Here is a 26,304-nt window from a genome sequence, read left to right as displayed (position 1 = left end):
ATTTCCGTTAATGACCAGTGCCGGCTTCGCCGGGCGCGGGCTCGACCAGCGTGAAGCGCGGGATCGGCTCGCCATTCAGCTCGACTGTTTCGGCGAACATGGCGGCGGGCCGCACCCATAGACCGTAATCGCCATACAGCGCCTGGTATACCACCAGTGGTTCCATGGTCTCGCTGTGCCGGGCGGTGCCGAGCACACGGTAACTCTGGCCTTTGTAGTGACGATAAATGCCGGTGGCTATGGACATGGGCCGCTCCTGTGGCAACCTTCTGGATTCGAGCATTGGCAATGGGTCGGGGCGGCCCCATGTGTGCCTATTGTATCCATTAGCCCCGCAGGAAACCCACGTGAGTGACGTTGCGATCAGCCAGGACGCCAGCCGGCGCGAACTCGACCGCCTGGCCCAGCTGGCCGAAGACGTGATCCGGCGTGCCCGTGCGGCAGGCGCCAGCCAGGCCGAGGTATCGGCCAGCATCGACACGGGCCTCAACGTCAACGTGCGCCTGGGCGAGGTGGAGACGGTCGAACATACACGTGATCGCGGCTTCGGCCTCACCGTATATTTTGGCCGGCGCAAGGGCTCGGCCAGCACCGCGGACCTGCATGCCGATTCGATCCAGGCCACACTGGAGCAGGCCTGCGCCATCGCCCGTTACACCGAGGAGGATCCGGCCGCCGGCTTGGCTGACGCCACGCGCATGGCAACCCAGTTTCCGGATCTCGACCTGTGGCATCCATGGGCCATCGATACGGCGGATGCAATCGCGCTGGGCCAGGACATCGAAGCGGCCGGGCGTGCGCATGCGGGTATTTCCCAGTCCGATGGCGCCAGCGTGCAAATGGGCGAAAGCGTGTCCGTCTACGCCAATTCGCACGGTTTCGTGGGACGCGAGCGTGGCACGCGGCATTCATTGTCGCTGTCGCTGATCGCTGGCGACGAAGCCGGCATGCAACGTGATTACTGGTATGACACCGCACGCAGCGCGGACGATTTCATCAGCGCACAAATGCTCGGCGACAAGGCTGCGGAACGCACGCTGGCGCGCATGGGTGCGCGTCGCCTGTCGACCCGGCAATCACCGGTGCTGTTTGCGCCGGAAGTGGCGCGTGGCCTGATCGGCCATTTGATCGGAGCGGTGAGCGGCGGCGCGCTGTATCGGCGCGCCAGCTTTTTGCTCGACCATGCCGGCAAGCAGGTCATGCCTTCATGGCTCACCATCGTGGAACGGCCCCATTTGATGCGCGGGCAGGGCTCGGGCGCCTTCGACGCGGAAGGCGTCGCCACGCGCGATAGCGCCTTGATCGAAAGCGGCGTGCTCGCGCGTTATGTCCTAGGCAGCTATTCCGCGCGCAAGCTTGGGCTGGTTTCAACCGGCAACGCAGGCGGCATCCATAACCTGGTGGTCGAACCGGGCAGCGTCGATGGTGCGACAGAGGATTTCCGCGGCATGCTCCAGCGCCTGGGCACCGGCCTGCTGGTCACCGAAGTGATGGGGCAGGGCGTGAATACCATCACGGGCGACTATTCGCGCGGTGCCTCAGGTTTCTGGGTGGACAAGGGGGAGATTGCCTATCCGGTGGAAGAAATCACCATCGCGGCCAATCTGCGCGACATGCTTGCCGGCATCGTCGCCGTCGGCAGTGACGTGGACAAGCGTTCACATCTGCTGACCGGTTCGATCCTGCTGGATCGCATGACGATCGCAGGCGAGTAACCCCGCTTCGAGTGGCACTTGACAGCGATGCGCGGCGCGCGAACAGTGCGCGCAAGGCATTGCCATGCGAGGAGGGAAGGCTTTATGAGCATACCGTCCGGTCCATTCACGCCGCCAAGCGAACCGATCGTGTCGTCCAACGACCGCAACCTGGCGATGATCACGCATCTTTCCGGCATCGTTCTCGGCGTTATCGTGCCGTTGATCGTGTGGTTGATCCACAAGGACAGGACCGACAAAACCTACCTGGCGGGCGAGGCGAAGGAGGCGCTCAATTTCCAGCTCACGATCCTGATCGCATGGATCATCTGCTGGGTTCTGCAGATCATCCTGATCGGTTTCTTCCTGATGGCGGTGTTGTGGGTGGTGGACTTGGTGTTCTGTATCGTTGCGGCAGTGCGGGTAAGTTCCGATGGTCACTACCGCTACCCATTCACGTTGCGCCTGGTGAGCTGAGCGATACGCTTGCTGTCAGCGCTATGAAAAGCCCGCGTTGTTCGCGGGCTTTGTTGCCGCCTCAGCGGACGCGATGCGCGGCGAAGTGAGCAAGTTCTTCCAGCCATGCGCCGCGTTCGCCGAACGGCGCAATGGCATCGAGTGCGGCTTCGGTGAGCTCGGCCAGGCGCGCACGCGAGGCATCCAGGCCGATGACGGAGGGGAAGGTCGGTTTGCCGGCGGCGGCATCCTTGCCGGCGGTTTTGCCGATGACGTCCGATGCGCCTTCAACATCGAGAATGTCGTCGCGCACCTGGAAGGCCAGGCCCACCGCGGCGGCGTATTCGTCCAACACCTGCAGCGCCGGAGTATCTGCATGGGCGGTGAGCGCTCCGAGTCGCACCGCCGCGCGGATCAGCGCGCCGGTCTTGCAGGCGTGCATATGTTCCAGCTCGCGCAAACTCAGCGAGCGCCCGGTCGCGGTCAGGTCGAGCGCCTGGCCGCCCGCCATGCCTTCGGCACCGCAAGCGTGACCGAGCGTAGCGAGCATGGCCATGCCGCGCGCAGTGTTGCCGCGGGCGAGGATTTCGAAGGCCAGTGCCTGCAGCGCATCGCCGGCGAGGATCGCCATCGCTTCGCCGAACACGATGTGGCAAGTGGGACGCCCGCGACGCATGGCATCGTCATCCATGGCCGGCAGGTCGTCGTGCACTAACGAATAGGCATGGATCAGCTCCACCGCGCAGGCCGGTGCGTCCAGTTCGGCTCCTTCGTAGCCCAGCGCATGGCCGGCGGCATAGGTGAGCAGCGGACGCAGGCGCTTGCCGCCGCCCAGCGCGGCATAGCGCATGGCACGATGCAAATCGACGGGAGCTTGATCTTCCGGCGGTAGCGCGTCGGCAAGTGCTTGTTCGGCGCGCGCGATCAAGGCCCGCAGGGCCACGCCCAACTCAGCTCTGGGGTTCAAATGGTTCGGCGGTATCAGGAGCATCGGGATCGAGCAGAAGGCGCACGCGCAACTCGGCCTGGTCGAGCGCTTGCTGGCAGTGGCGGTAGAGGCCGATGCCGCGCTCGAACGCGCTGAGCGAATCTTCCAGGCTCATGTCGCCCCCTTCCATGCGCGCGACCAACTGTTCGAGTTCGTCGAGCGAATGCTCGAAGTCGGCAACCGGTACGGTTTCGGCAGGGGCGGAAGTGGGCTTGGCCATGGCCGGCAACGCTAACGCAGCGCAAGGTGGGAATCAATCGTCGAGGCCGGCCAATATGACGCGGCAAGCAGTTGCTGGCGTAAGTTATGTGCGTGGCACGGGCGCGCAGGTTTTCGCGAAAGCGCTTGATTTAGATATATCTAAGTTATATCTTGCGATGCTGCTGTTCCCTGCGATACCCGGCAACGATTGCCAAGGAGCTATTTGTGACCGATACCCCGTCGCTGCATACCGCCAAGCTGGACGGCATGCGCTTTTCCGGCTACCAGAAATTCGTGGTGGCGGCGCTGGCTTTCTTGCAGTTCACGATCGTGCTGGACTTCATGCTGCTGGCCCCGCTCGGTGCCATGGTCGTTCCAGCTTTGAAGATCAGCCCTGAGCAATTCGGCCTGGTGGTCTCGGCCTATGCCTTCAGCGCCGGGATTTCCGGCATTCTCGCCGCGGGATTTGCCGATCGCTTCGACCGCAAGAAGCTGCTGCTGGTCTTCTATGCGGGCTTCATGATCGGTACCTTGCTCTGCGCGCTGGCGCACAGCTACACCATGTTGCTGCTGGCGCGCATGGTGACGGGCATGTTCGCGGGCGTGGTGGGTGCCGCATCGATGGCCATCGTTACCGACTTGTTCCCGTTGTCGATGCGCGGGCGTGTGATGGGTTTCATCCAGTCGGCGTTCGCGGCCAGCACGGTGCTGGGCTTGCCGTTGAGTCTGGCGTTATCCAATCGCTGGGGCTGGAACGCGCCGTTTTTCATGATCGTGGCGGTATGCACGGTGATCGGCGGCGCGATCCTGGGCCGCCTGCGCCCGGTCACTGCGCACTTGGCCCTGCGTCCGGATAAAAGCCCGCTGCATCATCTGGTGCACACGTTGACCACGCGCCCGTACCTGGTGGGATTTGCCACCACCGCGCTGTTGACCATGGGCGGCTTCATGCTGATGCCGTATTCCACGTTGTTCATCGTGCACAACGTCGGTATTCCAGTGGAGCAATTGACGCTGGTGTATCTGATAACCGGGTTGGTCTCGGCCATCATGGGGCCGTTGATCGGACGGGCCAGCGATGCATTCGGCAAGTTCCGCGTGTTCGCCTTTGGCTGTGCGGCGACCATCGTGATGGTGCTGGTCTATACCCGCCTGTCCAATGTGCCGCTGTGGACGCTGATTACGGTGAGTGCGCTGCTGCAGATTGGCATTTTTTCGCGCATGATTTCTTCGTCGGCGTTGATGTCGGCCTTGCCCAGGCCGGCTGATCGCGGTGCCTACATGTCGATCAGTTCCTCCTTGCAGCAAATGTCGGGCGGCTTTGCCGCGATGCTGGGCGGCATGGTCGTGGCACAGGTCGACAATGGCAGGCTGCTGCACTTCGAGGTACTGGGCGATGTGCTGGTGTGCACCACGCTGGTGTCGTTCGTGTTGATGGCTATCGTCAATCGCCGCGTTGCGGGCGCTGCCGTGGCCGCGCCGCAGCGCTTGGATGGCGAAGCCAGGCAAAAATCGTGATGCGCTCCAACTTTCAGGTGGGAGAGGAACCGGGTCGCCAATGCGGCCGGACTCCAGCTTCGTGAAAGATCGCTTCGGCGCGTGCATTCAACCAGCGGTCGGCCACGGCGATCAGCGTGTCTCCTTCATACAACAGCGGGCAGGCGTCGCGTTGCCATGGAGGAATCGTTCCGGCCTGGAACAGCGAACGAAGCTCGCGAGTGTGCCGGTCCCCAGCCGGCTTGATCCGTTCGCCGCCGCGTCGCCAGCGTACCGTCAAGGCAATCGGAAGCCGCGCAGCAGGTTCGAGGGTCAGCGCGCCGCCGCCCGGCAGTTCCAGCGGCTCGCCGTGCCAGGATAGTTCGGCGAGCGTCGCGGGCTGCTTGCGCGGTGCCATGGCCCATAGCCGGTATTTCCATACATGCAGTTCCGCCCCGGGCCATCGAATGCATGGCAATTGGCCGTGCTGTGCCATGCATTGCCGCTCGATCTGCTGCCGTTGCGAAGTGGTCGGCGCAGGCAAGCCCTGCGCGTGCAACCAGTGCGCCAGCAACGGCTCGCGCACTGCTGGCGGCAACGCCAGCCAGCCTCGTGCGTCCAGGCTGTTGGTGCCGTTGTCGCGCAGGGTTTCCAATGCGGGCAGCCATTCCTGTTGCAAGGTATCGGCAGCGGCACGGCTCAGTTTGGCGCTGTGCGTGATCGATATCGCAACCTGCGGCCAATGCGCTTTCAGCCGCGGCACGATCTCATGGCGCAGGTAATTGCGTGCAAGCCTCGTATCGTGGTTGGAAGGATCGTGAATGCTGGATAGTGCATGCGCATCGACGTAGTCGCGTAGTACTTGGCGAGGCAACGCCAGCAGCGGCCGCCACGCCACGCCCTGGCCGAGCGGACGCTGTTCGCGCATGCCGCCGAGTCCTTCCGGTCCTGCGCCACGCAGCAGTTTCAACAATACGGTTTCCACTTGGTCGTCCTGGTGGTGGCCTAATACCAGGCGTTCCCCCGGACCCAGCTGATCGGCGAATACCGCGTAACGCCCGTGCCGGGCCGCGGCTTCAAGACCGATGCCGCCGAGCCGGTCGATGTTGGCCGTGTGGACATCGCAGGCAAGCTCGAGCATTGCGCAGAACGCCTGGCAATGGGCTGCCCAGTGAGCGCTTTGCGGATGCAATTGGTGGTCCACGTGCATGGCGCGCAGCCCGCGCGCGCGCGCTTCGGGCAAACTGGCAAGGGCATGCAGGAGCGCGGTAGAGTCCGGGCCGCCGCTGTAGCCCACGCAAAGCGTCCCCTGCGGTTGCGCGTGCAGGGCCTGTTGCAGGGTTTCGCGTAAACGCGCGCTGCTATTCACGAACTGCCGGTTTCTTTTTGTTGCGCACGTAGATCGCCTTGGGGCGGCCGTCGCCAGGGCTGCGGCGATCCAGCTCGAACAGCTTGATCGCATCGATCAGTTCACTCAGCTTGCCGTAGCCGTAGCTGCGCGAATCGAAATTCGGACGCTGCTTGGTGACGATGGAACCGACGCCGCCCAGTCCGGCCCAGCCGTCATCGTCATCGTCGGAGGCGGCATCGATAGCGTTGCGCAGCAGGTTGATCAGGCCGCTGTCCTGCTTGAGCTGTGCGGTGGTGCGCGGTTTCAGCGGCTGCTCTTCATCCGGTTTCGCGCCCAGGATTTCGTTGTAGATGAATTTGTCGCAGGCGGCGACAAACGGCTCCGGCGTCTTGCGCTCGCCGAAGCCATAGACGATCAATCCCGATTCGCGGATGCGCGCCGCCAATCGCGTGAAATCGCTGTCGCTGGAGACGATGCAGAAACCGTCGAAGCGGCCCGAATACAGCAGATCCATCGCATCGATGATCATGGCCGAATCGGTAGCGTTCTTGCCGCTGGTGTAGCCGAACTGCTGGATGGGTTGGATCGATTGCGTCAGCAGCTGATCTTTCCAGCCTTTGAGGTGATTGCTGGTCCAGTCGCCATAGGCACGCTTCACGTGCGCGGTGCCGTATTTGGCTACCTCGGCCAGCAGGCCCTCGGCGATCGCCGGCTGGGCGTTGTCGGCGTCGATCAGCACGGCGAGTTTGATGGCTTGATCGTTGGCCATGGGCATGTCCTTGGAAAGTGGACATGATGGTAACGCGCAAGCAGTAATACGAGGCACTTGCGCTCCCGGCGGGAGCGAGGGGCGTTGCCTTATTCCTGGTAGGCGCCGTAGCCGCGCAGGCGGCGATACCGCTGTTCCAGCAGTTCGGCGATGGGCAAGGCCTCCAATTCGTCGAGCTGGTTCAGCAGCACGGCCTTCAGGCGGATCGCCATGGAATGCGGGTTGCGGTGCGCGCCACCCAGTGGCTCGCGCACCATCTTGTCGATCAGGCCCAGTTCCAGCAGGCGCGGCGCGGTCATGCCCAGCGCCTCGGCGGCATCCTTGGTCTTTTCGCCGCTCTTCCACAGAATGGATGCGCAACCTTCCGGGGTGATGACCGAATAGGTGGAATATTGCAACATCAGCGTCCGGTCGCCGACGCCGATGGCCAGCGCGCCGCCGGACCCGCCTTCGCCGATCACGGTGCAGATGATCGGCGTTTTCAGCTCGGCCATTTCCAGCAGGTTGCGCGCGATCGCTTCGCTCTGGCCGCGTTCCTCGGCACCGATGCCAGGGTAGGCACCCATGGTGTCGATGAAGGTGAACAGGGGCAATTTGAAACGTTCGGCCATCTTCATCAGGCGCAGTGCCTTGCGGTAGCCCTCCGGACGCGGCATGCCGAAATTGCGCTTGAGCTTGCCCTTGGTATCGCGGGCCTTCTGATGGCCAATGATCACCACCGAGCGGCCATTGATGCGGCCCAGGCCACCGACGATGGCGCTGTCGTCCGCGTAGGCGCGGTCACCGGCCAGTTCGTGGAATTCCTCGCACATCACGCTGATGTAGTCGAGGGTATAGGGCCGGGCGGGATGGCGCGAAAGCTGGGTGGTTTGCCACGAATCCAGGTTGCGGAAGATATCGGCGGTCTTGAGCTTCAGCTTTTCCCGCAGGCGACGGATTTCGTCGTCGATATTGACCGCCTGCCCGTTGCTGGCATAGCGCAGTTCCTCGATCTTGGCTTCCAGATCGGCAATCGGCTGTTCGAAGTCGAGGAAATTGGGATTCATTCCGGTCTTGGGGTGGCACAGAGCGGCTCAGTATACTGGGGCCGCCAAAGGCACGGGAACGGGGCCGTATGGGGCGTGCGCGACGGGGAAAGCTCCGCGTGGGGGCTGTTGCCAAGTCGGATGTGGCCATCGCTGACATTCAAAAACGTCGAAGGCCGGTTAGCCGATCCCGCCGGATTGGCGCATCTTCCAGCTGCCAGCCGCGAAAACCGCAGGCCGGCCGTTACCAGCCTCAACATCCTGCTTTTGCTGCATTGTCTTGTTCATCGCTGTTGACGGCGCTAGTGCACGGCGGGCATGCAGGTAGCCATACCAGGTCCAAATAGTGAATCCCGCTCAAGCACGAGCGAAATGTCGACGATTCTATGTCTGTATTAACAAATGGCGGGTCCATCCTGGCGGTTGCAAAGGCCTATTGGAGCTTTCTGCTCGATTGCCTGTCGCCGAAACGAAAATTGCTAAGGAAGCTTCGCATTCGCTGGGGCGCTCCAAGCGACAAAAACGGTTTCATGGCGAGCCGGTACTTCGATTTTGCGCACGGTGCGTCTTTCCACGGATGGGTGGACGACAAAACATGGCGGGATCTCGAATTTCAAGAAATATTCTGCCGAATGGACAACACCGTAACGCCGGTTGGAAGTCAGGTTCTATTCTCTAGACTCAGGGAGTACGTGGCCGATTCAGAAGTGCTGGCGCAGCGCTATGCCATCTACATGCAGATGGCCAGCAACGAAGTATTGCGCGAAGCACTTCAATTGCCGCTTTCAAAACTCAGTGACGAGAGTAACGCCGATCTGGCGGATATCCTGTTTGGTGAGCGCAGGGAACGGTCTCCAAACCGTGCGTTTATAAGGGCATGGAGCCTGTTGTCGCTGACATCGCTCGCGTTGCTCATGTTCTCCAAACTATCTCCGTGGTGGTGGCTTGTAGCCGTATTTATCAACGTGGGCATGATATTCCGCGATGCGTCCCGGGAGCATCGCGAGTCCGAGGCGATGAAGCACTGCGGTACGCTGCTGAATGTGGCGGATGAATTGGCGAAAATGCACGCCCTATATCCATCATTGCCTCAATTGACCCAATTGCAGGATGAGGCGCCACAACGCGCTGTCGTTCGCAAGGCACTGTTCTGGTTTGGCCTCTCCAAAGTGCCGCCTTTTTCCTTGGCCTTTGCGGTATTGAATTTCGCATTTTTGATCGATTTGATGATCAGTGTCGGCACGATCGAGCGCTTCTTTTAAATACGGTCGAGGCTCGCTGCAACCTATAAGCTCGTTGGGGAAATCGATGCCAGCATCGCGTTGGCTTCCTGCCTGCAACAATATCCCCGCTATTGCCTGCCCACGCTCGTTGACACCCGGATTTTGTCCATCGTGGATGGGTGTCATCCGCTACTTCCGAATGGCGTCGCCAATTCGGTTCGCATGGAGCAACGTTCTGCGCTCGTTACGGGTTCGAACATGGCCGGCAAGACCACCTTCATCAAGATGCTTGCGAGCAATGCAATCCTTGCTCAAACCGTAGGTTTCTGCCTGGCGACAGCCGCCACCGTGCCTCGCTCGACGGTCATGGCATCGATCCATGGCGCGCACTCCGTCAAATCCGGCAAGAGTCATTATTTCGCTGAAATTGAAACAATCGACGGATTTATCCGTGAGCGCGCATATGGCGGCATCAAGATGCTGGCCATTGACGAGCCCTTCAGCGGTACCAATACAGTGGAGCGTATCGCGATAGCGCGCGCTGTCCTGGAATCGCTTGGTGAATAGGCGATAGTGCTGGCTACCACGCACGATGTTGAATTGCAGGATTATCTTGGCGACAGGTGCGCGCTCTATCATTTCCAGGAAAATCCCGATATGGATGGCTATTTCGATTACGTGCTGAAGCCTGGCTCCGCAACCGCGCGTAACGCCATACGGTTGCTTGAAAGAATAGGGTTTCCAGGGGAAGTCGTCGCGAATGCGATGTACTACGCAGGGCGGGGCAGCCCGGCTATTGAGGGCTCGGCAAATGCATGATCACCAAGTTTTCGTTTGAGCTTTTTGGCAACGAGCTGAACTTGCGTTGTGACATGTGGCGCAGTTACCGAATGCTCAATCGTTCCCCGTCCTGACGATTCTCACCGCAGCGCCAATCACCCCCGGCATGCCCCGCACCGTGCGCAGCAGCTCGGGAATGGCGTTGACCTGCCAGTCCTCGCCCAGTTCGAAGTCGGCCTGGGCCATAGCGTTGTGGTAGCCGCTGAGGACCACGCTGGCGCGGCCACCGCGGTGGCCGGCCAGGGCTTGCCGGAACTGCGGGATGAAGTCCGGGCCGATGCCGTTGACCTTGACCCGCAGCAGGCGGGCGAAGCGACGGCAGGCATCCCCCAGCGTATAGACGCTGCGGGCGCGCAGCTGAAAGCCGCCGCCGGAGAAATCGTCGATACGCAGGCCGCCTTCCACCACCAGCAGTTCGTCGCGCGTCAGCAGCGGCGCGGCTTGCTGGTAGAGCTCGCCGAAGAAGCTCACCTCAATGGCGCCGGTGCCATCTTCCAGCCGCACGAAGGCATCGCTATCGCCACGCTTGCGCACGGCGGTGACCATGCCGGCGACCGTCCAGGGCGTATCGGGGCCGCGCCGGAAACGGTTGCCGTCGTCGTTATCGTTCTTGCGTGGCCGCGGCGGCTGGTAGCGATCGGCGATCTCGCCCAGCGGACAGGTGGAAAGCTGGGCCAATTCCTCGCGCCACGGATCGGTGGGATGGCCGGAGAGGTAATGCCCGAGCGTATCGCGCTCGCCCTGCAGCTTCTGTTCCAGCGGCCACTCGGGCGCGGTAGGCAGTTCCACCTGCACGACCGGGGCGGCGGCGCCCATGATGGCGCCGAACATGTCGTTCTGGCCGGACTGGCGGTCACGCAGATGCTGTTCGGCAGCCTTGATCGCATCCGGCAATTGCAGCATCAAGCTGGCGCGGGTGGGCGCGAGCGCGTCCAGCGAACCGGACAGGATCAGCGCTTCCAGCACGCGACGGTTGAGCTTGCTGGGATCGACACGCCGGCAGAAATCAGCCAGGTCTTTGTATCCGCCGCCGTTGCGGCGTTCCTCGGCAATCGATTCGCAGGCGCCTTGCCCTACGCCCTTGATCGCACCCAGGCCGTAGCGGATCACCCGCGGCTCGACCGCGACGAACATGAATTCCGATGCGTTGACGTCCGGCGGCAGCACGGTAAGGCCGATCGCGCGCGATTCGTCGAGGAAGGTCACCACCTTGTCGGTGTTGTCCATATCCGAGGAAATCGTCGCGGCCATGAACTCGGCCGGATAATGCGCCTTCAGCCATGCCGTCTGGTACGACACCAGCGCGTAAGCGGCGGCGTGCGACTTGTTGAAGCCGTAGCCGGCGAATTTTTCCATCAGGTCGAAGATGGCGTCGGCTTTCTCGCCGCTGAGCCCGTCCCTGGCGGCGCCTTCGCGGAACTTGGCGCGTTCCTTGGCCATTTCCTCGACTTTCTTCTTGCCCATCGCGCGACGCAGCAAGTCGGCGCCGCCGAGCGAATAGCCGCCCACGATCTGCGCCATCTGCATCACCTGCTCCTGGTAGACCATGATGCCGTAGGTCTCTTGCAGGACGGGCTCGACGCGCGGGTCGGGGTAGCTGACTTCCTCGCGGCCGTGCTTGCGCGCCACGAAGCTGGGAATAAGGTCCATCGGGCCGGGGCGGTACAGGGCGCCCAGCGCGATGATGTCTTCGAAACGGTCCGCCTTGGCATCCTTGAGCATGCGCTGCATGCCAGCCGATTCGAACTGAAAGATCGCCACCGTCTGCGCTTTCTTGAACACCTCGTCGTAGGTGTAGGCGTCGTCCAGCGGCAGCGTGGCAATATCCAGCGGCGCCTCGGCGTGCTGTTCGCGGCGCGCGTTGATCGCCTTCACCGCCCAGTCGATGATGGTGAGCGTGCGCAGGCCGAGGAAGTCGAACTTCACCAGGCCGACGGCTTCCACGTCGTCCTTGTCGTATTGCGTCACTACGCCACCGCCGCCCGGTTCGCAATACAGCGGCGCGAATTCGGTCAGCGGCTTGGGGCCGATCACCACGCCGCCGGCGTGCTTGCCGGCATTGCGGGTGAGGCTTTCCAGCTTCAGCGCCAGGTCGATCAGCGATTTGGCTTCTTCATCCTGGGCGTACAGCTCGCAGAACTCCTTGACGACGCGGTCGGTTTCTTTCTGCGATTTCTCCGAACGGCCGAGCGCATCGGAAAGCGTGAGATCGAGCGGCCGCGGCGGAATCAGTTTCGCGATGCGATCGACCGCGTTATAGCCCATGCCCAGCACGCGCCCGGAATCGCGTAACACGGCCTTGGCCGCCATCGAGCCATAGGTGATGATCTGGCTGACATGATCGCGGCCGTATTTGCGCGCGACGTAATCGATGACCTCGTCGCGGCGGTCCATGCAGAAGTCGATGTCGAAGTCCGGCATCGACACGCGCTCGGGATTGAGGAAGCGTTCGAACAGCAGATTGAACTGCAAGGGATCCAGATCGGTGATCTTCAGCACCCATGCGACCAGCGAGCCGGCGCCCGAGCCGCGGCCAGGTCCCACCGGGATGCCGTTCTGCTTGCCCCAGTTGATGAAGTCCGCCACGATCAGGAAGTAGCCGGGAAACCCCATCTCGATGATGACATCCAGCTCGCGTTCCAGGCGCGCCTGGTAATCGGCCAGGGTATGCCCGGGCGCCAACGGTGCGGTGGCGAGCCGTTCGTGCAGGCCCTGGCGCGCGAGCTCGCGGATATAGCTGGCAAGGTCGTGGCCTTCGGGTACCGGAAAGTTCGGCAGGTAATAGGTACCGAACGACATTTCCAGATTGCAGCGCTTGGCCAGTTCGACGGTGTTTTCCAGCGCCTCGGGAATATCGGCGAACAGTGCCGCCATGTCCTCGGCGGTTTTCAGGTATTGCTGGTCGCTGTAGTCGCGCGGGCGCTTGGGATCGGCCAGCACGCGCCCCTGGTTGATGCAGACGCGCGCTTCGTGCGCTTCGAAATCATCCTGCTTGAGAAAGCGCACGTCGTTGCTGGCGATGATCGGCAGATCCATTCCGGTCGCCAGCAACAGCGCGGCATTGTTCCAGGTCTCCTCGCCCTCGCGGCCACAACGAGTGAGCTCCAGGTACAGTCGGTCAGGAAACAGTTGCGCCAGCGTGCGCAGGCGTGAGCTGGCCGCTTCGGTGCCCTGGTTGACCGCCATGCGGCCGACTTCGCTCTCGCGGCCCAGCAGGGCGATCAGGCCGGCCGTGGCGTCGGGGGCCAGCCATGCGGCATCGACCAGCGCCCGGCCGCCGTGCTGGCCTTCGCGCCAGGCACGCGAAACCAGCCGCGAAAGATTCAGGTAGCCGGCATGGTTCTGGCACAGCAGGGTGAGGCGCCATGGACGCGGATCGTCCGGCGCGCTGATCCACAGGTCGCAACCGCCGATCGGCTTGATGCCGGCCGCGTTGCACGCCTTGTAGAACTTCACCAGCGCGAACATGTTGCATTCGTCGGTAAGCGCCACCGCGGGCGCGCCCGCCTGCACACAGGCAGCCACCAGCGCCTTGATGCGGATGGTCGAGTCGACCAGCGAATACTCGCTGTGCAGATGCAGATGAGCGAATCGGAGGGACATGGCTCGCACGCGAAGCAATAGCGCAGCCTAGCGGTGCGGTCGGAGGGGGGCAAGAATTGACAAGCTGGCGCGGGCCAGGGCGCGACGAAAAGGATGCGTGCCCTACGCGCTATCCACCGAAGATGCGTTCAGAAAAGCTGGCCTTGATCCAGCAGGATTCTGACCGGTGCAAAACTGCGGCGGTGCAGGCTGCACGGTCCCAGTCGTTGCAGTGCACAGAGGTGTTCAGGCGTGGAATAACCCTTGTGCGCGGCGAAGCCGTAGCCGGGGTGCTGGCGGTCCATGGCCACCATCAGGCGATCGCGGCTGACTTTGGCCAGGATCGATGCGGCACTGATCGCCGGTTCGAGCGCATCGCCGCCGACGATGGCGCGGCCTGGGCAGGGCAGGTTCTTCGGCAGATGGTTGCCGTCGATCCACGCTTCGGTAGCCGCGGGTGCCAGGCCCGTGACCGCCCGCGTCATGCCGAGCATGGTCGCCTGGAAAATATTGATGCGATCGATTTCGTCGGTGTCGATCATCACGATGCAATGGGCCAGTGCCCGCTCCACGATCAGCGGATACAGGGCCTCGCGTTTGGTTTCGCTGAGCTTTTTGGAATCGTCCAGGCCGTCGATCGGCCGCTGCGGATCCAGCACCACGGCGGCGATCACGACGGGGCCCGCCAGAGGCCCGCGACCGGCTTCATCGACACCCGCGACCAGCACCCGCTGCTTGATGCGCATGCGGTCGACCACTCGGGGAGCGGTTGCGGGCAGGGGACGGATGGCCGCAGCAAGCTTCATGGAAAACCGGAGTTCGCTTCTTTCAGCGCTGTATCGTAGCGGACGTGTCGAGCAATTCAACAATCGCGGCCGCGGCATGGTCGCCGGCATGACCATGCAGGTTGCCGCGCAGGGCTTCGTGCAGTTGCTCGAACGCCGCCACGATGTCGCCGCGGCGCTCGCTGTCGCGGAACAATTCGAGGGTGGCATCCGCCAATGGGGCTGCCGCGCAATCGTCTTGCATCAGCTCGGGAACCAGCAGGGATCGCTCGCCCATGCCGCAGGCCCGGGCAAGGATGTTGGGCAGTGCGTAGACATCGGTCTTGAGCATGTTGAGCATGCGCGCGATGCGGTAGCTCAACGGCGAGACGCGATAGCCCACCACCATCGGTCGCTTGGCCAGCATGGCTTCCAGTGTTGCGGTGCCGGAGGCGAGCAGCACGACATCGGCCGCCAGCATCGCGTCGTGCGCGTGGCCGTCGAGCAGTATCGGCATCGTGCCGCCATGCGGACCGCGCGCGAGCAAGCCCTTGAGCGTGGCGAGCGCGCGCGGGTTGGCGGCCGGTATGACGATGCGCAGGCCGGGTACGGCGGCGGCGACACGTCGCGCTGCATCCAGGAAGATGGCGCCCATCCGTTCCAGTTCGGAATGGCGGCTGCCGGGCAGCACGGCGAGCACCGGTACGTCCAGCGGCAGCTGTAGCGTGCGGCGCGAGGGAATGCGATCGGAGACCAGCGGGAAGCGGTCGGCCAGGGGGTGGCCGACGAAGCGTGCGTCGATACCGTGCCGTGCATAGATCGGCGGCTCCATCGGGAACAGGCATAGTACGCGATGAGCGCTCTGGCCGATTTTTTCCGTGCGATTCTCGCGCCAGGCCCAGATCGACGGGCTGACATAATGCACGGTACGCAGGCCTGCCTGTTTCAGGCGCCGCTCGACGCCAAGATTGAAATCGGGCGCGTCGATCCCGACCACCACGATGGGCCGTTCTGCGATAAGCCGCGCGACCAGTTCCTTGCGCAGCTTGAACAGTCGCGGCAAATGGCGGATGACCTCGGCAAAGCCGAACAGCGAAAGCTCACGGATGTCGTACCAGGATTCGAAACCCTGCTGTTGCATGCGGTTTCCGCCGATGCCTGCGAATCGCGCCGCCGGAAAGCGGCGGCGCAATGCGCCGATCAGATCGGCGCCGAGCTGGTCGCCGGAATCTTCGCCGGCGATGATCGCTATCAGGGGGCAGTTCGAGTCATTGGACATGCCAGACAAAGCCCGTAGTGGATTTAACGCGCCAATCCCCGCTCGCTGCGGTCCAGGAATTCCAGCATGGCGCGGACATCCTCGCTCTCTGCCGCCTGCGCCACCAATTGCTCGCGTGCTTCGCTCAGGGAAAGACCCGAGGTGTAGAGGGTGCGGTACGCGCGCTTGATGGCGGTGATGCGATCCGATTCGAAGCCGCGGCGCTTGAGGCCAGTGGTGTTCAGTCCACGCGGGCGTCCGCCCTGGTCGTTCGCCATCATCAGGAACGGCGGCACGTCGGCACCGAGCAGGCAACCCATGGCGATGAAGGCATGCTCGCCGATCTTGCAGAACTGGTGCGCGCCCGAATAACCGGCGAAGACCGTCCAGTCACCCACTTCCACGTGTCCGGCCAGGGCCGAATAGTTGGAAAAGATCGTATGGTTGCCCACGTTGCAATCGTGGGCGATGTGCACGTAGGCAAGCAGCCAATTGTCGTTGCCGATGCGCGTGACGCCGCCGCCGTCGACGGTGCCGCGGTTGATGGTGACGAACTCGCGGATAAGGTTGCGGTCGCCGATGACAAGCTCGGTGCGCTCGCCGCCGAATTTCATGTCCTGCGGATCACCGCCCAGCGAGGCGAATTGCGCGATGCGGTTGTCTCGCCCGATCCGGGTCGGACCGTCGATGACGACGTGCGGTCCGACGATGGTGCCATCGCCGATATGCACGTCAGCGCCGACGACCGTATAGGCGCCGATGCGGACGTTGGCGCCGATGACGGCGGTCGGATCGACCTGCGCAGTCGGGTGAATCATTTCTCCGACCTCGCCGCGCACATCAGTTCGCAGCTCGCCACTTCCTTGCCGTCGACCAGCGTGCGGGCTTCGAACAGGCCCATGCTGCGCAGCAGGCGCTTGAGGCGTACTTCCATCCGCAACTGGTCGCCAGGCACGACGGGCGCATTGAAGCGGGCATTATCGACCTTGGCCAAGTAGAACAACGCACTGGCCGAACCGCCTTTCATGCGCGCGCTGATCTGCGTCAGCAGGCCCGCCGACTGGGCCATGGCTTCCACCAGCAGTACGCCCGGCATCACCGGATGGCCAGGGAAGTGGCCGTTGAAGAACGGTTCGTTGATGGTGACGTTTTTAAGCGTCACCACACTTTGTTCGGGCACGATCTCGATCACCCGGTCGACCAGCAGGAACGGATAGCGATGCGGCAGCAATTGCCGGATCTGCTCCACGCCTACCGGTAGCGTGATCGAAGCGGTGTTGTCAGTCATTGTTCTTATCCTTTTCCAGCGCCGAAAGCCGGCGCGCATACTCATCCAGGTGCTTGAAGCGCGCGGCATTGCGGCGCCACTGACGGTTTTCCTGCAGCGGCACGCCGGAAGAATATTCGCCGGCCTCCCGGATCGAATGCGTTACCAGGCTCTTGGCCGTAATGGTAACCCGGTCGGCTACTTCCAGATGGCCGAGCACGCCTGCATTGCCGCCGATCATGCAATAGCGGCCGATTTTCGCACTGCCGGCCACGGCGGCGCAGCCGGCCAGCGCGGTATGCGCCCCGATATAAACGTTGTGTGCGATCTGGATCTGGTTATCCAGTCGTACATCGTCCTCAAGCACGGTGTCGTCCAGCGCTCCGCGATCGATGGTGGTATTGGCGCCGATTTCGCAATCGTCGCCGATACGGACGCCGCCCAGTTGCGGCAGCTTTACCCAATGGTCGCGGTCGAAGGCGAGGCCGAATCCATCCGAGCCGATCACCGCACCGGGATGTACCAGCACGCGCTTGCCCAGGCTTACGCGCATCACCAGCGTGACGCGGGCCACCAGGCGTGATTGCGCGCCGACGATGCATTCGGAACCGATGATGCAGTGCGGACCGAGCACCGCGCCCGCTTCGATCACCGCGTCTTCTTCGATCACGCAGCATGGGCCGATGCTTGCGCTGGGACTTACCCGTGCGCCGGCCGCCACCACCGCACTGGGATGCACGCCGGGCGATGCTGCGGGAAGACGTTCGAACAGCGCGGCGATATGGGCATAGGCCACGTAGGGATCACGCGCGATGAGCGCTGCAGTGGGGCAGGTGCTGGCCGCTTCGCCATTCAGCACGACCACGCCGGCGCGCGTGCTGGCCAGTTGCGCGGCGTATTTATTGTTAGACAGGAAACTGAGCTGGCTCGGACCTGCACCAGCTAGCGTGCCGACGCCGTCGATGATGCGTGCGCCATCGCCCTGGAACTCCAGGGCAAAGCGTTCGGCGAGTTCGGCGACGCTGTATTGGATCGTGCTCATCCGGTGCTCCACGACGTTCGCCGCATTGTAGGGGCTGGGCTCCTGCGGCGTGCATTATCTTTCGACTCCAAAAGAAAGCGCGGCATGGCCGCGCTTTCGGTGGAACGTCCTGGCCGAAGGGATCAGAACTGGCTGCCGAAGGTGAACTGGATGCGTTCTTCGTATTCGCTGTCGCCAGGCTGGGTGCGGAACGGCATGCCCAGGCTGATGATCAACGGGCCGATCGGCGCCTGCCAATGCAGGGAGACACCGGCCGAGGCGTCCAGTTGCTTGGCGCTGAAGCTCTGGATGTTCGTGTAGGCCTGGCCTACGTCCAGGAACAGTGACACGCGCGCGGTGTTGATGTCCTTGAGGAAGGGCAGCGGCAGATAGAGTTCGGTCGTGCCCAGCACCTTGAACGCACCGCCGATCGGTTGCGCGTAGGAATAGGTGCTGTCTGCGCAATAGCCGCTCTTCGGGTTTGCCACGATCGGGCTGCCATTGGCATTGGTGCCAGCACAGACACGCGGACCAAGGGTATTGTCCTGGAAGCCGCGCAGGTCGGTGACGCCACCCGCGTAGAAGTTCATCCAGAACGGGAAGGCAACCTTCTGCCCGGCCAGGTACTGCCCATCGTCTGTGCTGAACTCGTAGGTCTTGTTGCCATAGGTATTGCCGTAGGCGACCTTGCCATCCACGTACAGCACGAAGCCGCCACCGACCGGCCAATAGTGGTTCGCCTCGCCGTTGAAGGTCCAATACTGCACTGTGGAACCGGGCAGCGCGGCGCTGACCGTGGCCGACAGCTGGCCGCCGTGGGTGGGGGCCCAGTAGGAGTTGCGCGTGTCGTGCACCCAGCTCAGCGAGCCGGTCCAGGTATGCACGGTCTGGTGCCCCAGCGCGTTCTGGTAATCGATCAGCACCTGCGGCGTGTAGCCGGCATACGTGTTGATCTTGGTGCTGCCGATACCCAGGCTGCCGCTCAGGTTGTCGAAGTCGGTGACCGGAAAGCCCAGCGTGGTGGAGAACGACTTGGTGCTGTTGGAGTAGCTGGCGTACTGGCTGCCGAGGTCGCTGTAGTCCGCCTTGGAGAAGGTGGCGTTGTAGCCGATGCCGATGTGGTTGTCGGTCAGGTATGGGTTGTAGTAGCCGGCGTTGATCTGCGTCAGGTAGTCGCTGCGTTCCGCGCCGATGGTGAAGCGGTCGCCGGTACCGAGGAAATTGTTTTGCGAGACCGAGCTGGACAGGATGATGCCGGAATACTGCGAATAGCCTACGCCGAAAGTCAGGCTGCCGGCGGATTGTTCTTCCACCTTTACCGTCAGGTCGACCTCGTCGTCGCTGCCCGGCACCACCTGCTTGTCGATGGTGACGGTCTTGAAGAAGCCCAGCTGCTGCAGGCGGATCTTCGAGCGATCAATGGCCGCCTGCGAGTACCAGGAACCTTCCAGCTGGCGCATTTCACGGCGCATCACATCGTCTTCGGTGCGCGTATTGCCCTGGAAAATGACGCGCCGCACGTACACGCGCGGACCCGGCTGGATATACCAGGTGATGTCGGCGGTGTGGTTCTGCTTGTCCAGCTTCGGTACCGAATTGACCTTGGCGAAGGCATAGCCGATGTTGGCGAGCAGCGCCTTGATCGAATTGGAGGTTGCCTCGATCGCGGCGCGGTTGAACAGGTCGCCGTTCTTGACGAAGACCAGCTTGCGCAGGGTGTCTTCCGGCAGGATCAGCTGGCCGAGCAGGTGGGTATCGGAAATATGGTAGATGTCGCCCTGGATCACGTCGGCGGCGATGTACATCGCGCGCTTGTCCGGGGCGATGGTGACCTGGGTGGAATCGATGCCGAAGTCCGCATAGCCGCGATCCATGTAAAAGGACTGCAGCTTCTTCAGGTCGCCGGTGAGCTTGTCCTGCGAATACTGGTCGTTCTTCGAATACCAGGACAGCAGGTTGGTGGTGCCGGTTTCGAAATCCTTCTCGATTTCCTTGTCGGTGAACGCCGTGTTGCCGACGATGTTCACTTCCTTGACCTTGGCGACCTTGCCCTCGCGGATCTCGATGTCGATGGCGACACGGTTGCGATCGAGCTGGGTGACGTGCGGGAATACCGAGACGTTGTACTTGCCGCGGTTGTAATACTGGCGGATCAGCTCCTGCTGCACGCGGTCGAGCGCGAGGCGGTCGAAGGTCTCGCCTTCGGAAAGGCCGATATCCTTCAGGCCCTTCTTGAGGTCGTCGGTCTTGATATCGCTGTTGCCGCGAATGGTCAGCTTGGTGATGGACGGACGCTCCACCACTTTCACCACCAGGATGTCGCCATCGCGTTCCAGCTCGACATCGCTGAAAAACTTGGTGCCGTACAGGGCGCGGATCGCCTGCTGGGCTTCCTCGTTGGTAAGGCGGTCGCCTTTGTTGATTTGCAGGTAGTTGAACACCGTACCGGCCGAGATGCGGCTCAGGCCCTCGATGCGGATATCGGAAATGACGAATGGCTCGAGAGCAAAAGCGCTCGTAGAAAGGGAGGCAAGCAGGATCAGGGCGGCGATACGCTTCATCGTCGATTCCGTTGTGTTATTCGGACGAAGCGGTCACGCGACCGCCTCGCTGCATTTTTTTTTCAAGGCCGGCGTCATGCCGGCCTCGTGTTGCCATCCGCGCTCGCGCCTGGCATGACCGGTGCAGGAACTCCGGGTGCCGCGCGTTGCGGATGGGTTGCCACGTGATGGGAAGCTACGGCCAGCATCCAACCAGCGGTTGTCAGCGGCGCGCATCCGTCTCACGAGGGCAGGATGATGCGATGGATGTCGTTGTAAAACGTCAACCCCATCAAGGTGATTAGCAAGGCAATGCCTATGTACTGGCCCGCGATCATGGTCCGCTCACTGACCGGGCTGCCTTTGACCAGCTCGATAAGGTAATACAGCAAATGCCCGCCGTCCAAGATTGGTATCGGCAGCAGGTTGATGATCGCCAGGCTGAGGGATACCAGGCCGAGGAATTCGAGGAAGCGATCCAGCCCCATCTGGGCCGCCGCGTTGGCGACCTGGGCGATGCCGACGATCCCGGAGATGTTGCGGGTGGATGCCTCGCCGGTAAGCATCTTGCCGACCATGCTGAAGGTATCCGTGGTGCGCTGCCAGGTGAGATCGAGCGATTGGGCCAGTGCCTTGAACGGCCCATAGTGCTGGATGGCCATTTCCGCAGCGGGTGGCGTGACGCCGATGACCCAGCGTGGGGCGCTGCCATCCTCTGAATCCATGCGAGCCGTCACCGAGAAAGGCATGGACTTGCCGCTCCGCTCGACGACCAGCACAAGCTTTGGCGATTTCACTGCCGATGCCGCGATCTGCTTGCCGAGCTCGTCGAAATTTTTCACTGCCGTGCCATCGACGCTGACGATCCGATCGCCCGACTGCAGACCCGCCCGGGAGGCAGGATCGCCCGGCACCGCGGTGGCGACGATCGCCGGCGCGGGCGCCGGCTGCAAGCCCAGCTTCTCCATGTATTGGCCTACATCTTCGCCGGCCGGCAGGCGGTCGAGCGGTAGTACCAGCGCACGCTGCATGCCGTCGGTGCCGCGTACGGTCACGGCCAGCGGCGTGCGGCCGAGCAGTGCGTTGGCAATGATGTCGAACGAACCGCTCCAGGTGGTGACCGCTTCCCCACCCACCGAAAGCAGTCGATCGCCCGGCTGTATGCCCGCCTGCGCCGCCATGCTCTGTGGCGCCGCGGTAACGATGGGAGCGTAGTCGGTACGCCCCAGCACGAACATCAACCAGAACGCGGCAACAGTGAAAACGATATTGAAGCCCGGGCCTGCGGCGACGATGGCGATGCGTTTCCAGATCGGTTGCGCGGTGAATTCCTGATGGCGCAGCGCAGGGTCGACTTCTCCTTCGCGCGCATCGAGCATCTTGACGTAGCCACCGAGCGGAATCGCCGCTACCTGGTATTCGGTACCATCCCGGCCGATGTGTTTCCAGATCGCGCGGCCGAAACCGATGGAAAAGCGCAACACTTTCACGCCGCACCGGCGTGCGACCCAATAGTGTCCGAATTCGTGAAAGGTCACCAGCACGCCTAGCGTGACGAGTAACCAGAACACCGAGCCGAAAAAGGGATTCATTAAATCAGGTACGTCTCTAGGGAACTCAAAGCTTATCAGCAAGCGTTGCGAAGTACCTGCCGGGCGACCACTCGGGCCGTCCGGTCGCGTTCGCTCGGGGCCTGGATATCGACCGCGGCTTGGGCTGGCAGTTCCGTTGACGCCGGATCGTCGGGACAGGCCATGACCAGGCGGGAAGGGCAACTTGTACCGGCCTGTCCAGGGTGGCCGACGCAGTGGCATGCCGATGGCGAAGCTTGACCATGATCGGTTTGTTCACAGGCCCAGCAGCAGCTTGCCAAGCGCGAAAACCGGCAGCGCCGCGAAGATGCTGTCCAGGCGGTCGAGAAGGCCGCCATGGCCTGGGAACAGCGCGCCCGAATCCTTGACGTTGGCATGGCGCTTCATCAGGCTTTCCAGCAAGTCGCCGACGATGGAGCTGGCGACCGCCACGATGGCCACGACAACCAAGCCGACCAGGCGCAGGTCGTGCACGCCTAGTAGCCATCCCGCCACCACGATGACCAGCGCGCTGGCGGCAAACGCGCCGTAGACGCCGGCCCAGGTCTTGCCAGGGCTGATTTGCGGAGCCAGCTTGCGCTTGCCAAAGAAGCGGCCGGCGAAATAGGCGCCGGTGTCGGCCGCCCAGACCAGCAGCATCGCCAGGAACGCCCAGATATGGCCGTGGGGTTGGCTGCCGTGGATATCCACGGCAGCGACCCACGCGGGAAAGATCACGAACATGCCGGCCAGCAATTTCAGGTTGCGGTTTTCAGGCGTGGGCGATGCGCCGAAAGAGAAATGGCGCAGCCATACGCACACCAGCAGCCACCAGGCCACGCCTGCAGCGATCAGCGCAGGCCATGCCCAACCCGAGGCGCGCAACAGCCACAATGCGACGAACAGTGCCGCGCTCAAACCCAGCAGGACGCCACGCGAGACGCGGCTTTTCATGCCCGCGAGCCGTGTCCATTCCCACGCTGCGGCCAGGAACGTGGCTGCCAGCAGCCACGCGAAGATGTTCGTCGGCACCAGCAGGACCAACAGAATGACTAGCGGAGCGAGAAGCAGGGCGGTGACAACACGCTGTCGCAGCATGGGCGTTCCTTAGCAGTAGCGGTCAGGCCTGGGCGACCTGATCGCCGGTGCGGCCAAAGCGGCGTTCACGGCGGGCAAAGTCATTGATGGCGTGCTGTAGCGAGATCTGGTTGAAATCCGGCCACAGCGTATCGGTGAAATACAGTTCCGCATAGGCCAGCTGCCACAGCAGAAAGTTGCTGACGCGCCGGTCGCCGCCCGTGCGGATGAACAGATCCAGCGGCGGCACCTCGGACAAGCTGGTCCAGCGATCGAAGGCTGCTTCGTCGATGGCCTCGATGGCCAGGTCGCCGCGCGCAACCGCCATGGCGGCCTTGCGGGCCGCCTGCACGATATCCCAGCGCCCGCCGTAGTTGACCGCGATGTTCATGTGCAGCTTATCGTTGCCGGCGGTGCGCCGCATGGCCTCGAGCATCCGTCTTTGCAGCGGCTTCTCGAAGGCATCCAGGTCGCCAATGAAGCGCAGGCGCACGCCGTTGCCGTGCAGTTCGTCCACTTCCTTGTCCAGCGCGCGCACGAACAAATCGAGCAAGGCGCCGACTTCTTCTTCCGGACGCTGCCAGTTCTCGCTGGAGAATGCGAACAAGGTCAACGCCTGCACGCCATGGCGCAGGCAACCTTCTACTACCTCGCGCACGGCTTTGCGCCCGGCGTTGTGGCCGAAGCTGCGCGGACGATGGCGTGCCTTGGCCCAGCGGCCGTTGCCATCCATCACGATGCCGATGTGGCGTGGTACGTAATTGTTCGGGCTGGTGGTCATGAATGAAGGGTAGCGAGGGCGACGATGATCGCCTCGCCGGCAGGGACGCAGAAAATGTAATCGTCAGCAAAAAAAGGCCATTTGCGATCATGCTCCCGCCTTTTCGGAGCGGAAGCCGAGGCGCGGGGCGGGCTTGGCCGGTCTGGCCTGGAACCCGCTTGGATGCGGCGATTATGCAAGGTCAGTCCCTCATCCTTTGCTTTCTCCCCGGCAGAAAGCGTATGGAATGCATCGTGTCCCGCCGATCTGCCGGACCTGGTGGCGATGGCTTACATGGCCATCAGTTCTTCTTCCTTGGCTTTCGCTACGGTGTCGACTTCCTTGACGAAGCGGTCGGTGATCTTCTGGATTTCTTCGTCCGCACGGCGCTCCTCGTCTTCGGTGATCTGCTTTTCCTTGAGCAGGTCCTTGACGTGTTGCAAGGCGTCGCGGCGCACGTTGCGGATGGCGATCTTGGCGTTTTCGCCTTCGTGCGATACGTGTTTGGCCAGTTCGCGGCGGCGCTCCTCGGTGAGCGGCGGCATGTTCAGGCGAATGACCGTGCCGGCCGTGGTGGGCGTGATGCCGAGGTCGGAGCCCAGCAACGCCTTCTCGATCGGGGCGACCATATTCTTTTCGAAGGGCGTGATGACGATGGAGCGGCCGTCCGCCAGCGATATCGAAGCGACCTGGTTCAACGGCATGTCCGAGCCGTAGTAGGGCACCTTGATGCCATCCACCAGCGAGGTACTGGCACGGCCGGTGCGCAGGCGGGACAAGTCGTGCTTGAGGGCATCGATGCTCTTGCCCATGCGGGTCTGGGCATCGTGTTTGATGTCGTTGAGCATTGAAGAATCACCCGTTGGCGTGCAAGCCGCCAAGTATAGCAGGGGGGTGCGGGGAGGGATGGACGAGCAATGTGGCCGGCGTCCATCCAGCCGTCAGGCCACGCCTCAGGTCGCGCCGACCAGCGTTCCAATCGCCGCGCCGCGCATGATGCGCATCAGGTTGCCGGGCACGGTCATGTCGTAGATGCGCAGCGGCATGCCATGGTCGCGGCACAGGGCGATGGCGGCCGTATCCATCACGGCCAGCTTGCGCTCGATCACCTGATCATAGGTCAGCTGCTCGAAGCGCTTCGCATCGTGATGCTTGGCCGGATCGGCGGTATAGACGCCATCGACCTTGGTGGCCTTGAGCAGCAGGTCCGCTCCTACCTCGACCGCGCGCAGCGCGGCCGCCGAATCGGTGGTAAAGAACGGGTTGCCGGTGCCTGCCGCGAACAGGGCGATGCGGCCTTTCTCGATATGCCGGATGGCCCGGCGACGAATGAAATCCTCGGCCACTTCGTGGATCTGGATGGCGCTCATCACCCGGGCGAAGCCGCCTCTCTTTTCGATCGCGTCCTGCATGGCCAGCGCGTTCATCACGGTCGCCAGCATGCCCATGTGGTCGCCGGTGACGCGGTCCATGCCGGCAGCCGCCAGTCCGGCGCCGCGGAAGATATTGCCGCCGCCGATCACCACGCCGATCTGTACGCCGGTCAGCTGCACCTCGATGATCTCGTCGGCCAGCCGGCCGATCACCTTGGGATCGATACCATAGTCGGCATCGCCCATCAGGGCTTCGCCGGAGAGTTTGAGCAAGATGCGTCGGTACTTTATGTCGCTCATGGAGGCTCCGGTGGGTGGTGTGAAAAAATGCCGAAAAATCGGCCAGGGCCGGGTTTCGAGCGCCGGTCAGGCACTGAGTATGGCTGAACGCGAGCGGCGCATCGCCGGATGCGGGTTGCCGGGTTCGGGCGAGCATCCAGGCAAAACGGCGGCATTGTAGCGGAGCGCACCACAGACGTCAGTGCGCGATGCTTTTATGCTTCACCTTGTAGTCACCGCCAGGAGTGGGTCATGCAGCACGCTATCGCCGCCATTGCATTGCTGGTGCGCGATTATGACGAGGCGATCGCGTTCTATACCGGATGCCTGGATTTCGAACTGATCGAGGATACGCCGCTGGGCGGCGGCAAGCGATGGGTATTGCTTGCGCCGCCAGGGGCGCGCGAAACGCGCTTGCTGTTGGCCCTGGCAGATACGGCCGAACAGGACGCTTGCGTTGGGGAGCAGGCGGGTGGGCGGGTGTTCCTGTTCCTGCATGTCGATGACTTCCATGCGCGTTACGAGGCGATGCGCAGCCGTGGCGTGCGTTTTCTCGAATGGCCGCGAGAAGAACCCTATGGAACGGTGGCGGTGTTCGAGGATCTTTATGGCAACAAATGGGATTTGCTGCAGCCCAGGACTGCTTCCGTTTCGAAACAAGCGCCTCCAGGAACCTGAAGCGGATCCATGGTCCTTCCGCTTTCGCCTATCGCGAAGGCAGTAAGCGGCAACTCATAAAAGCAAAAGGGCCGCGGTTTCCCGCGGCCCTTTCGTACAAGCGCCTTCTGG

Annotated in this window: 25 protein-coding genes; 7 read left to right on the top strand and 18 right to left on the bottom strand. The window is 62.7% G+C overall.

Going from position 1 to position 26,304, the window contains the following annotated elements; genetic code table 11:
* Positions 1 to 7: 7 nt before the first annotated feature.
* Positions 8 to 247: a DUF1653 domain-containing protein gene (locus ISP15_RS03735; RefSeq protein ID WP_404545231.1), complete on the bottom strand. Its 240-nt coding sequence runs from the start codon at positions 245 to 247 to the stop codon at positions 8 to 10.
* A gap of 100 nt (positions 248 to 347) precedes the next feature.
* Between ISP15_RS03735 and pmbA the strand changes: the two genes are divergently transcribed.
* Together pmbA and ISP15_RS03725 are read left to right on the top strand one after the other, a co-directional pair.
* Complete coding sequence (gene pmbA / locus ISP15_RS03730; RefSeq protein ID WP_404545228.1) at positions 348 to 1,715, top strand: metalloprotease PmbA; 1,368 nt, start codon at positions 348 to 350, stop codon at positions 1,713 to 1,715.
* An 84-nt stretch (positions 1,716 to 1,799) separates the two neighbouring features.
* Entirely contained in the window at positions 1,800 to 2,171 is a 372-nt protein-coding gene (locus tag ISP15_RS03725) for a DUF4870 domain-containing protein (protein ID WP_404545226.1), read from the top strand.
* Positions 2,172 to 2,232: 61 nt separating this feature from the next.
* Here ISP15_RS03725 and ISP15_RS03720 read toward each other — a convergent pair whose 3' ends face one another.
* Positions 2,233 to 3,117, bottom strand: a complete 885-nt coding sequence (locus tag ISP15_RS03720) for a polyprenyl synthetase family protein (RefSeq protein ID WP_404545224.1) — start codon at positions 3,115 to 3,117, stop codon at positions 2,233 to 2,235.
* Entirely contained in the window at positions 3,101 to 3,358 is a 258-nt protein-coding gene (locus ISP15_RS03715; RefSeq protein ID WP_404545222.1) for an exodeoxyribonuclease VII small subunit, read from the bottom strand. The genes ISP15_RS03720 and ISP15_RS03715 overlap by 17 nt, the downstream gene beginning before the upstream one ends.
* Positions 3,359 to 3,564: 206 nt before the next feature.
* On the opposite strand from ISP15_RS03715, the gene ISP15_RS03710 reads away from it, so the two are divergent.
* A complete protein-coding gene (locus ISP15_RS03710; RefSeq protein ID WP_404545219.1) occupies positions 3,565 to 4,857 on the top strand; it encodes an MFS transporter in 1,293 nt (430 codons plus the stop codon).
* Between the two features lie 13 nt (positions 4,858 to 4,870).
* Here the strand turns inward: ISP15_RS03710 and tilS are convergent, their stop codons facing one another.
* From tilS to ISP15_RS03695, 3 genes are all read right to left on the bottom strand, one after another.
* Positions 4,871 to 6,184, bottom strand: coding sequence for a tRNA lysidine(34) synthetase TilS (gene tilS, locus ISP15_RS03705; protein WP_404545216.1), 1,314 nt, complete (start codon positions 6,182 to 6,184; stop codon positions 4,871 to 4,873).
* The gene (locus ISP15_RS03700; protein WP_404545213.1) at positions 6,177 to 6,935 is read right to left on the bottom strand and encodes an NYN domain-containing protein; all 759 of its coding nucleotides are present in this window, start codon (positions 6,933 to 6,935) and stop codon (positions 6,177 to 6,179) included. The genes tilS and ISP15_RS03700 overlap by 8 nt, the downstream gene beginning before the upstream one ends.
* Positions 6,936 to 7,024: 89 nt before the next feature.
* Positions 7,025 to 7,981 carry an acetyl-CoA carboxylase carboxyltransferase subunit alpha gene (locus tag ISP15_RS03695; protein WP_404545212.1) on the bottom strand — a complete coding sequence of 319 codons (957 nt, stop codon included), beginning with the start codon at positions 7,979 to 7,981 and terminating at the stop codon, positions 7,025 to 7,027.
* 365 nt (positions 7,982 to 8,346) lie between these two features.
* Between ISP15_RS03695 and ISP15_RS03690 the strand changes: the two genes are divergently transcribed.
* The 3 genes from ISP15_RS03690 to ISP15_RS03680 all read left to right on the top strand — a co-directional run bounded on the left by ISP15_RS03690 (position 8,347) and on the right by ISP15_RS03680 (position 10,002).
* Positions 8,347 to 9,222, top strand: coding sequence for a hypothetical protein (locus ISP15_RS03690; protein ID WP_404545209.1), 876 nt, complete (start codon positions 8,347 to 8,349; stop codon positions 9,220 to 9,222).
* 183 nt (positions 9,223 to 9,405) lie between these two features.
* On the top strand, positions 9,406 to 9,750 hold the full coding sequence (locus ISP15_RS03685) for a MutS-related protein (protein ID WP_404545207.1): 345 nt from the start codon (positions 9,406 to 9,408) through the stop codon (positions 9,748 to 9,750).
* Positions 9,751 to 9,756: 6 nt separating this feature from the next.
* The gene (locus tag ISP15_RS03680) at positions 9,757 to 10,002 is read left to right on the top strand and encodes a P-loop NTPase family protein (RefSeq protein WP_404545206.1); all 246 of its coding nucleotides are present in this window, start codon (positions 9,757 to 9,759) and stop codon (positions 10,000 to 10,002) included.
* A 75-nt stretch (positions 10,003 to 10,077) separates the two neighbouring features.
* Here ISP15_RS03680 and dnaE read toward each other — a convergent pair whose 3' ends face one another.
* The 12 genes from dnaE to pyrH all read right to left on the bottom strand — a co-directional run bounded on the left by dnaE (position 10,078) and on the right by pyrH (position 25,536).
* Positions 10,078 to 13,626 carry a DNA polymerase III subunit alpha gene (dnaE, locus tag ISP15_RS03675; RefSeq protein ID WP_404545204.1) on the bottom strand — a complete coding sequence of 1,183 codons (3,549 nt, stop codon included), beginning with the start codon at positions 13,624 to 13,626 and terminating at the stop codon, positions 10,078 to 10,080.
* Between the two features lie 128 nt (positions 13,627 to 13,754).
* Positions 13,755 to 14,351, bottom strand: coding sequence for a ribonuclease HII (rnhB, locus tag ISP15_RS03670; RefSeq protein ID WP_404545355.1), 597 nt, complete (start codon positions 14,349 to 14,351; stop codon positions 13,755 to 13,757).
* An 82-nt stretch (positions 14,352 to 14,433) separates the two neighbouring features.
* The gene (lpxB, locus tag ISP15_RS03665; RefSeq protein WP_404545202.1) at positions 14,434 to 15,648 is read right to left on the bottom strand and encodes a lipid-A-disaccharide synthase; all 1,215 of its coding nucleotides are present in this window, start codon (positions 15,646 to 15,648) and stop codon (positions 14,434 to 14,436) included.
* A gap of 23 nt (positions 15,649 to 15,671) precedes the next feature.
* Complete coding sequence (lpxA, locus tag ISP15_RS03660; RefSeq protein WP_404545199.1) at positions 15,672 to 16,445, bottom strand: acyl-ACP--UDP-N-acetylglucosamine O-acyltransferase; 774 nt, start codon at positions 16,443 to 16,445, stop codon at positions 15,672 to 15,674.
* Positions 16,442 to 16,915: a 3-hydroxyacyl-ACP dehydratase FabZ gene (gene fabZ, locus ISP15_RS03655; RefSeq protein ID WP_404545197.1), complete on the bottom strand. Its 474-nt coding sequence runs from the start codon at positions 16,913 to 16,915 to the stop codon at positions 16,442 to 16,444. The genes lpxA and fabZ overlap by 4 nt, the downstream gene beginning before the upstream one ends.
* Entirely contained in the window at positions 16,908 to 17,936 is a 1,029-nt protein-coding gene (gene lpxD, locus ISP15_RS03650; RefSeq protein WP_404545195.1) for a UDP-3-O-(3-hydroxymyristoyl)glucosamine N-acyltransferase, read from the bottom strand. Before lpxD ends, fabZ begins: the two co-directional genes overlap by 8 nt.
* 122 nt (positions 17,937 to 18,058) lie before the next feature.
* Positions 18,059 to 20,476: an outer membrane protein assembly factor BamA gene (gene bamA / locus ISP15_RS03645; protein WP_404545192.1), complete on the bottom strand. Its 2,418-nt coding sequence runs from the start codon at positions 20,474 to 20,476 to the stop codon at positions 18,059 to 18,061.
* Positions 20,477 to 20,697: 221 nt separating this feature from the next.
* On the bottom strand, positions 20,698 to 22,047 hold the full coding sequence (gene rseP / locus ISP15_RS03640) for an RIP metalloprotease RseP (RefSeq protein ID WP_404545189.1): 1,350 nt from the start codon (positions 22,045 to 22,047) through the stop codon (positions 20,698 to 20,700).
* A 255-nt stretch (positions 22,048 to 22,302) separates the two neighbouring features.
* Positions 22,303 to 23,124, bottom strand: a complete 822-nt coding sequence (locus ISP15_RS03635) for a phosphatidate cytidylyltransferase (protein WP_404545188.1) — start codon at positions 23,122 to 23,124, stop codon at positions 22,303 to 22,305.
* Between the two features lie 22 nt (positions 23,125 to 23,146).
* Positions 23,147 to 23,884, bottom strand: coding sequence for a polyprenyl diphosphate synthase (gene uppS, locus ISP15_RS03630; RefSeq protein WP_404545185.1), 738 nt, complete (start codon positions 23,882 to 23,884; stop codon positions 23,147 to 23,149).
* 269 nt (positions 23,885 to 24,153) lie between these two features.
* Positions 24,154 to 24,711 carry a ribosome recycling factor gene (frr, locus tag ISP15_RS03625; protein ID WP_404545182.1) on the bottom strand — a complete coding sequence of 186 codons (558 nt, stop codon included), beginning with the start codon at positions 24,709 to 24,711 and terminating at the stop codon, positions 24,154 to 24,156.
* A 105-nt stretch (positions 24,712 to 24,816) separates the two neighbouring features.
* Complete coding sequence (gene pyrH, locus ISP15_RS03620; protein WP_404545181.1) at positions 24,817 to 25,536, bottom strand: UMP kinase; 720 nt, start codon at positions 25,534 to 25,536, stop codon at positions 24,817 to 24,819.
* A 231-nt stretch (positions 25,537 to 25,767) separates the two neighbouring features.
* Here pyrH and ISP15_RS03615 point away from each other — a divergent pair, with 231 nt between their 5' ends.
* Positions 25,768 to 26,193 carry a VOC family protein gene (locus ISP15_RS03615; protein ID WP_404545179.1) on the top strand — a complete coding sequence of 142 codons (426 nt, stop codon included), beginning with the start codon at positions 25,768 to 25,770 and terminating at the stop codon, positions 26,191 to 26,193.
* Positions 26,194 to 26,304: the final 111 nt, after the last annotated feature.

Source organism: Dyella jejuensis (genome assembly GCF_044904675.1).
Lineage (GTDB): Bacteria > Pseudomonadota > Gammaproteobacteria > Xanthomonadales > Rhodanobacteraceae > Dyella_B > Dyella_B jejuensis.
The sequence above is the reverse complement of the archived record's forward strand: the minus strand, read 5'-3'. Positions and strand labels throughout refer to the sequence as shown.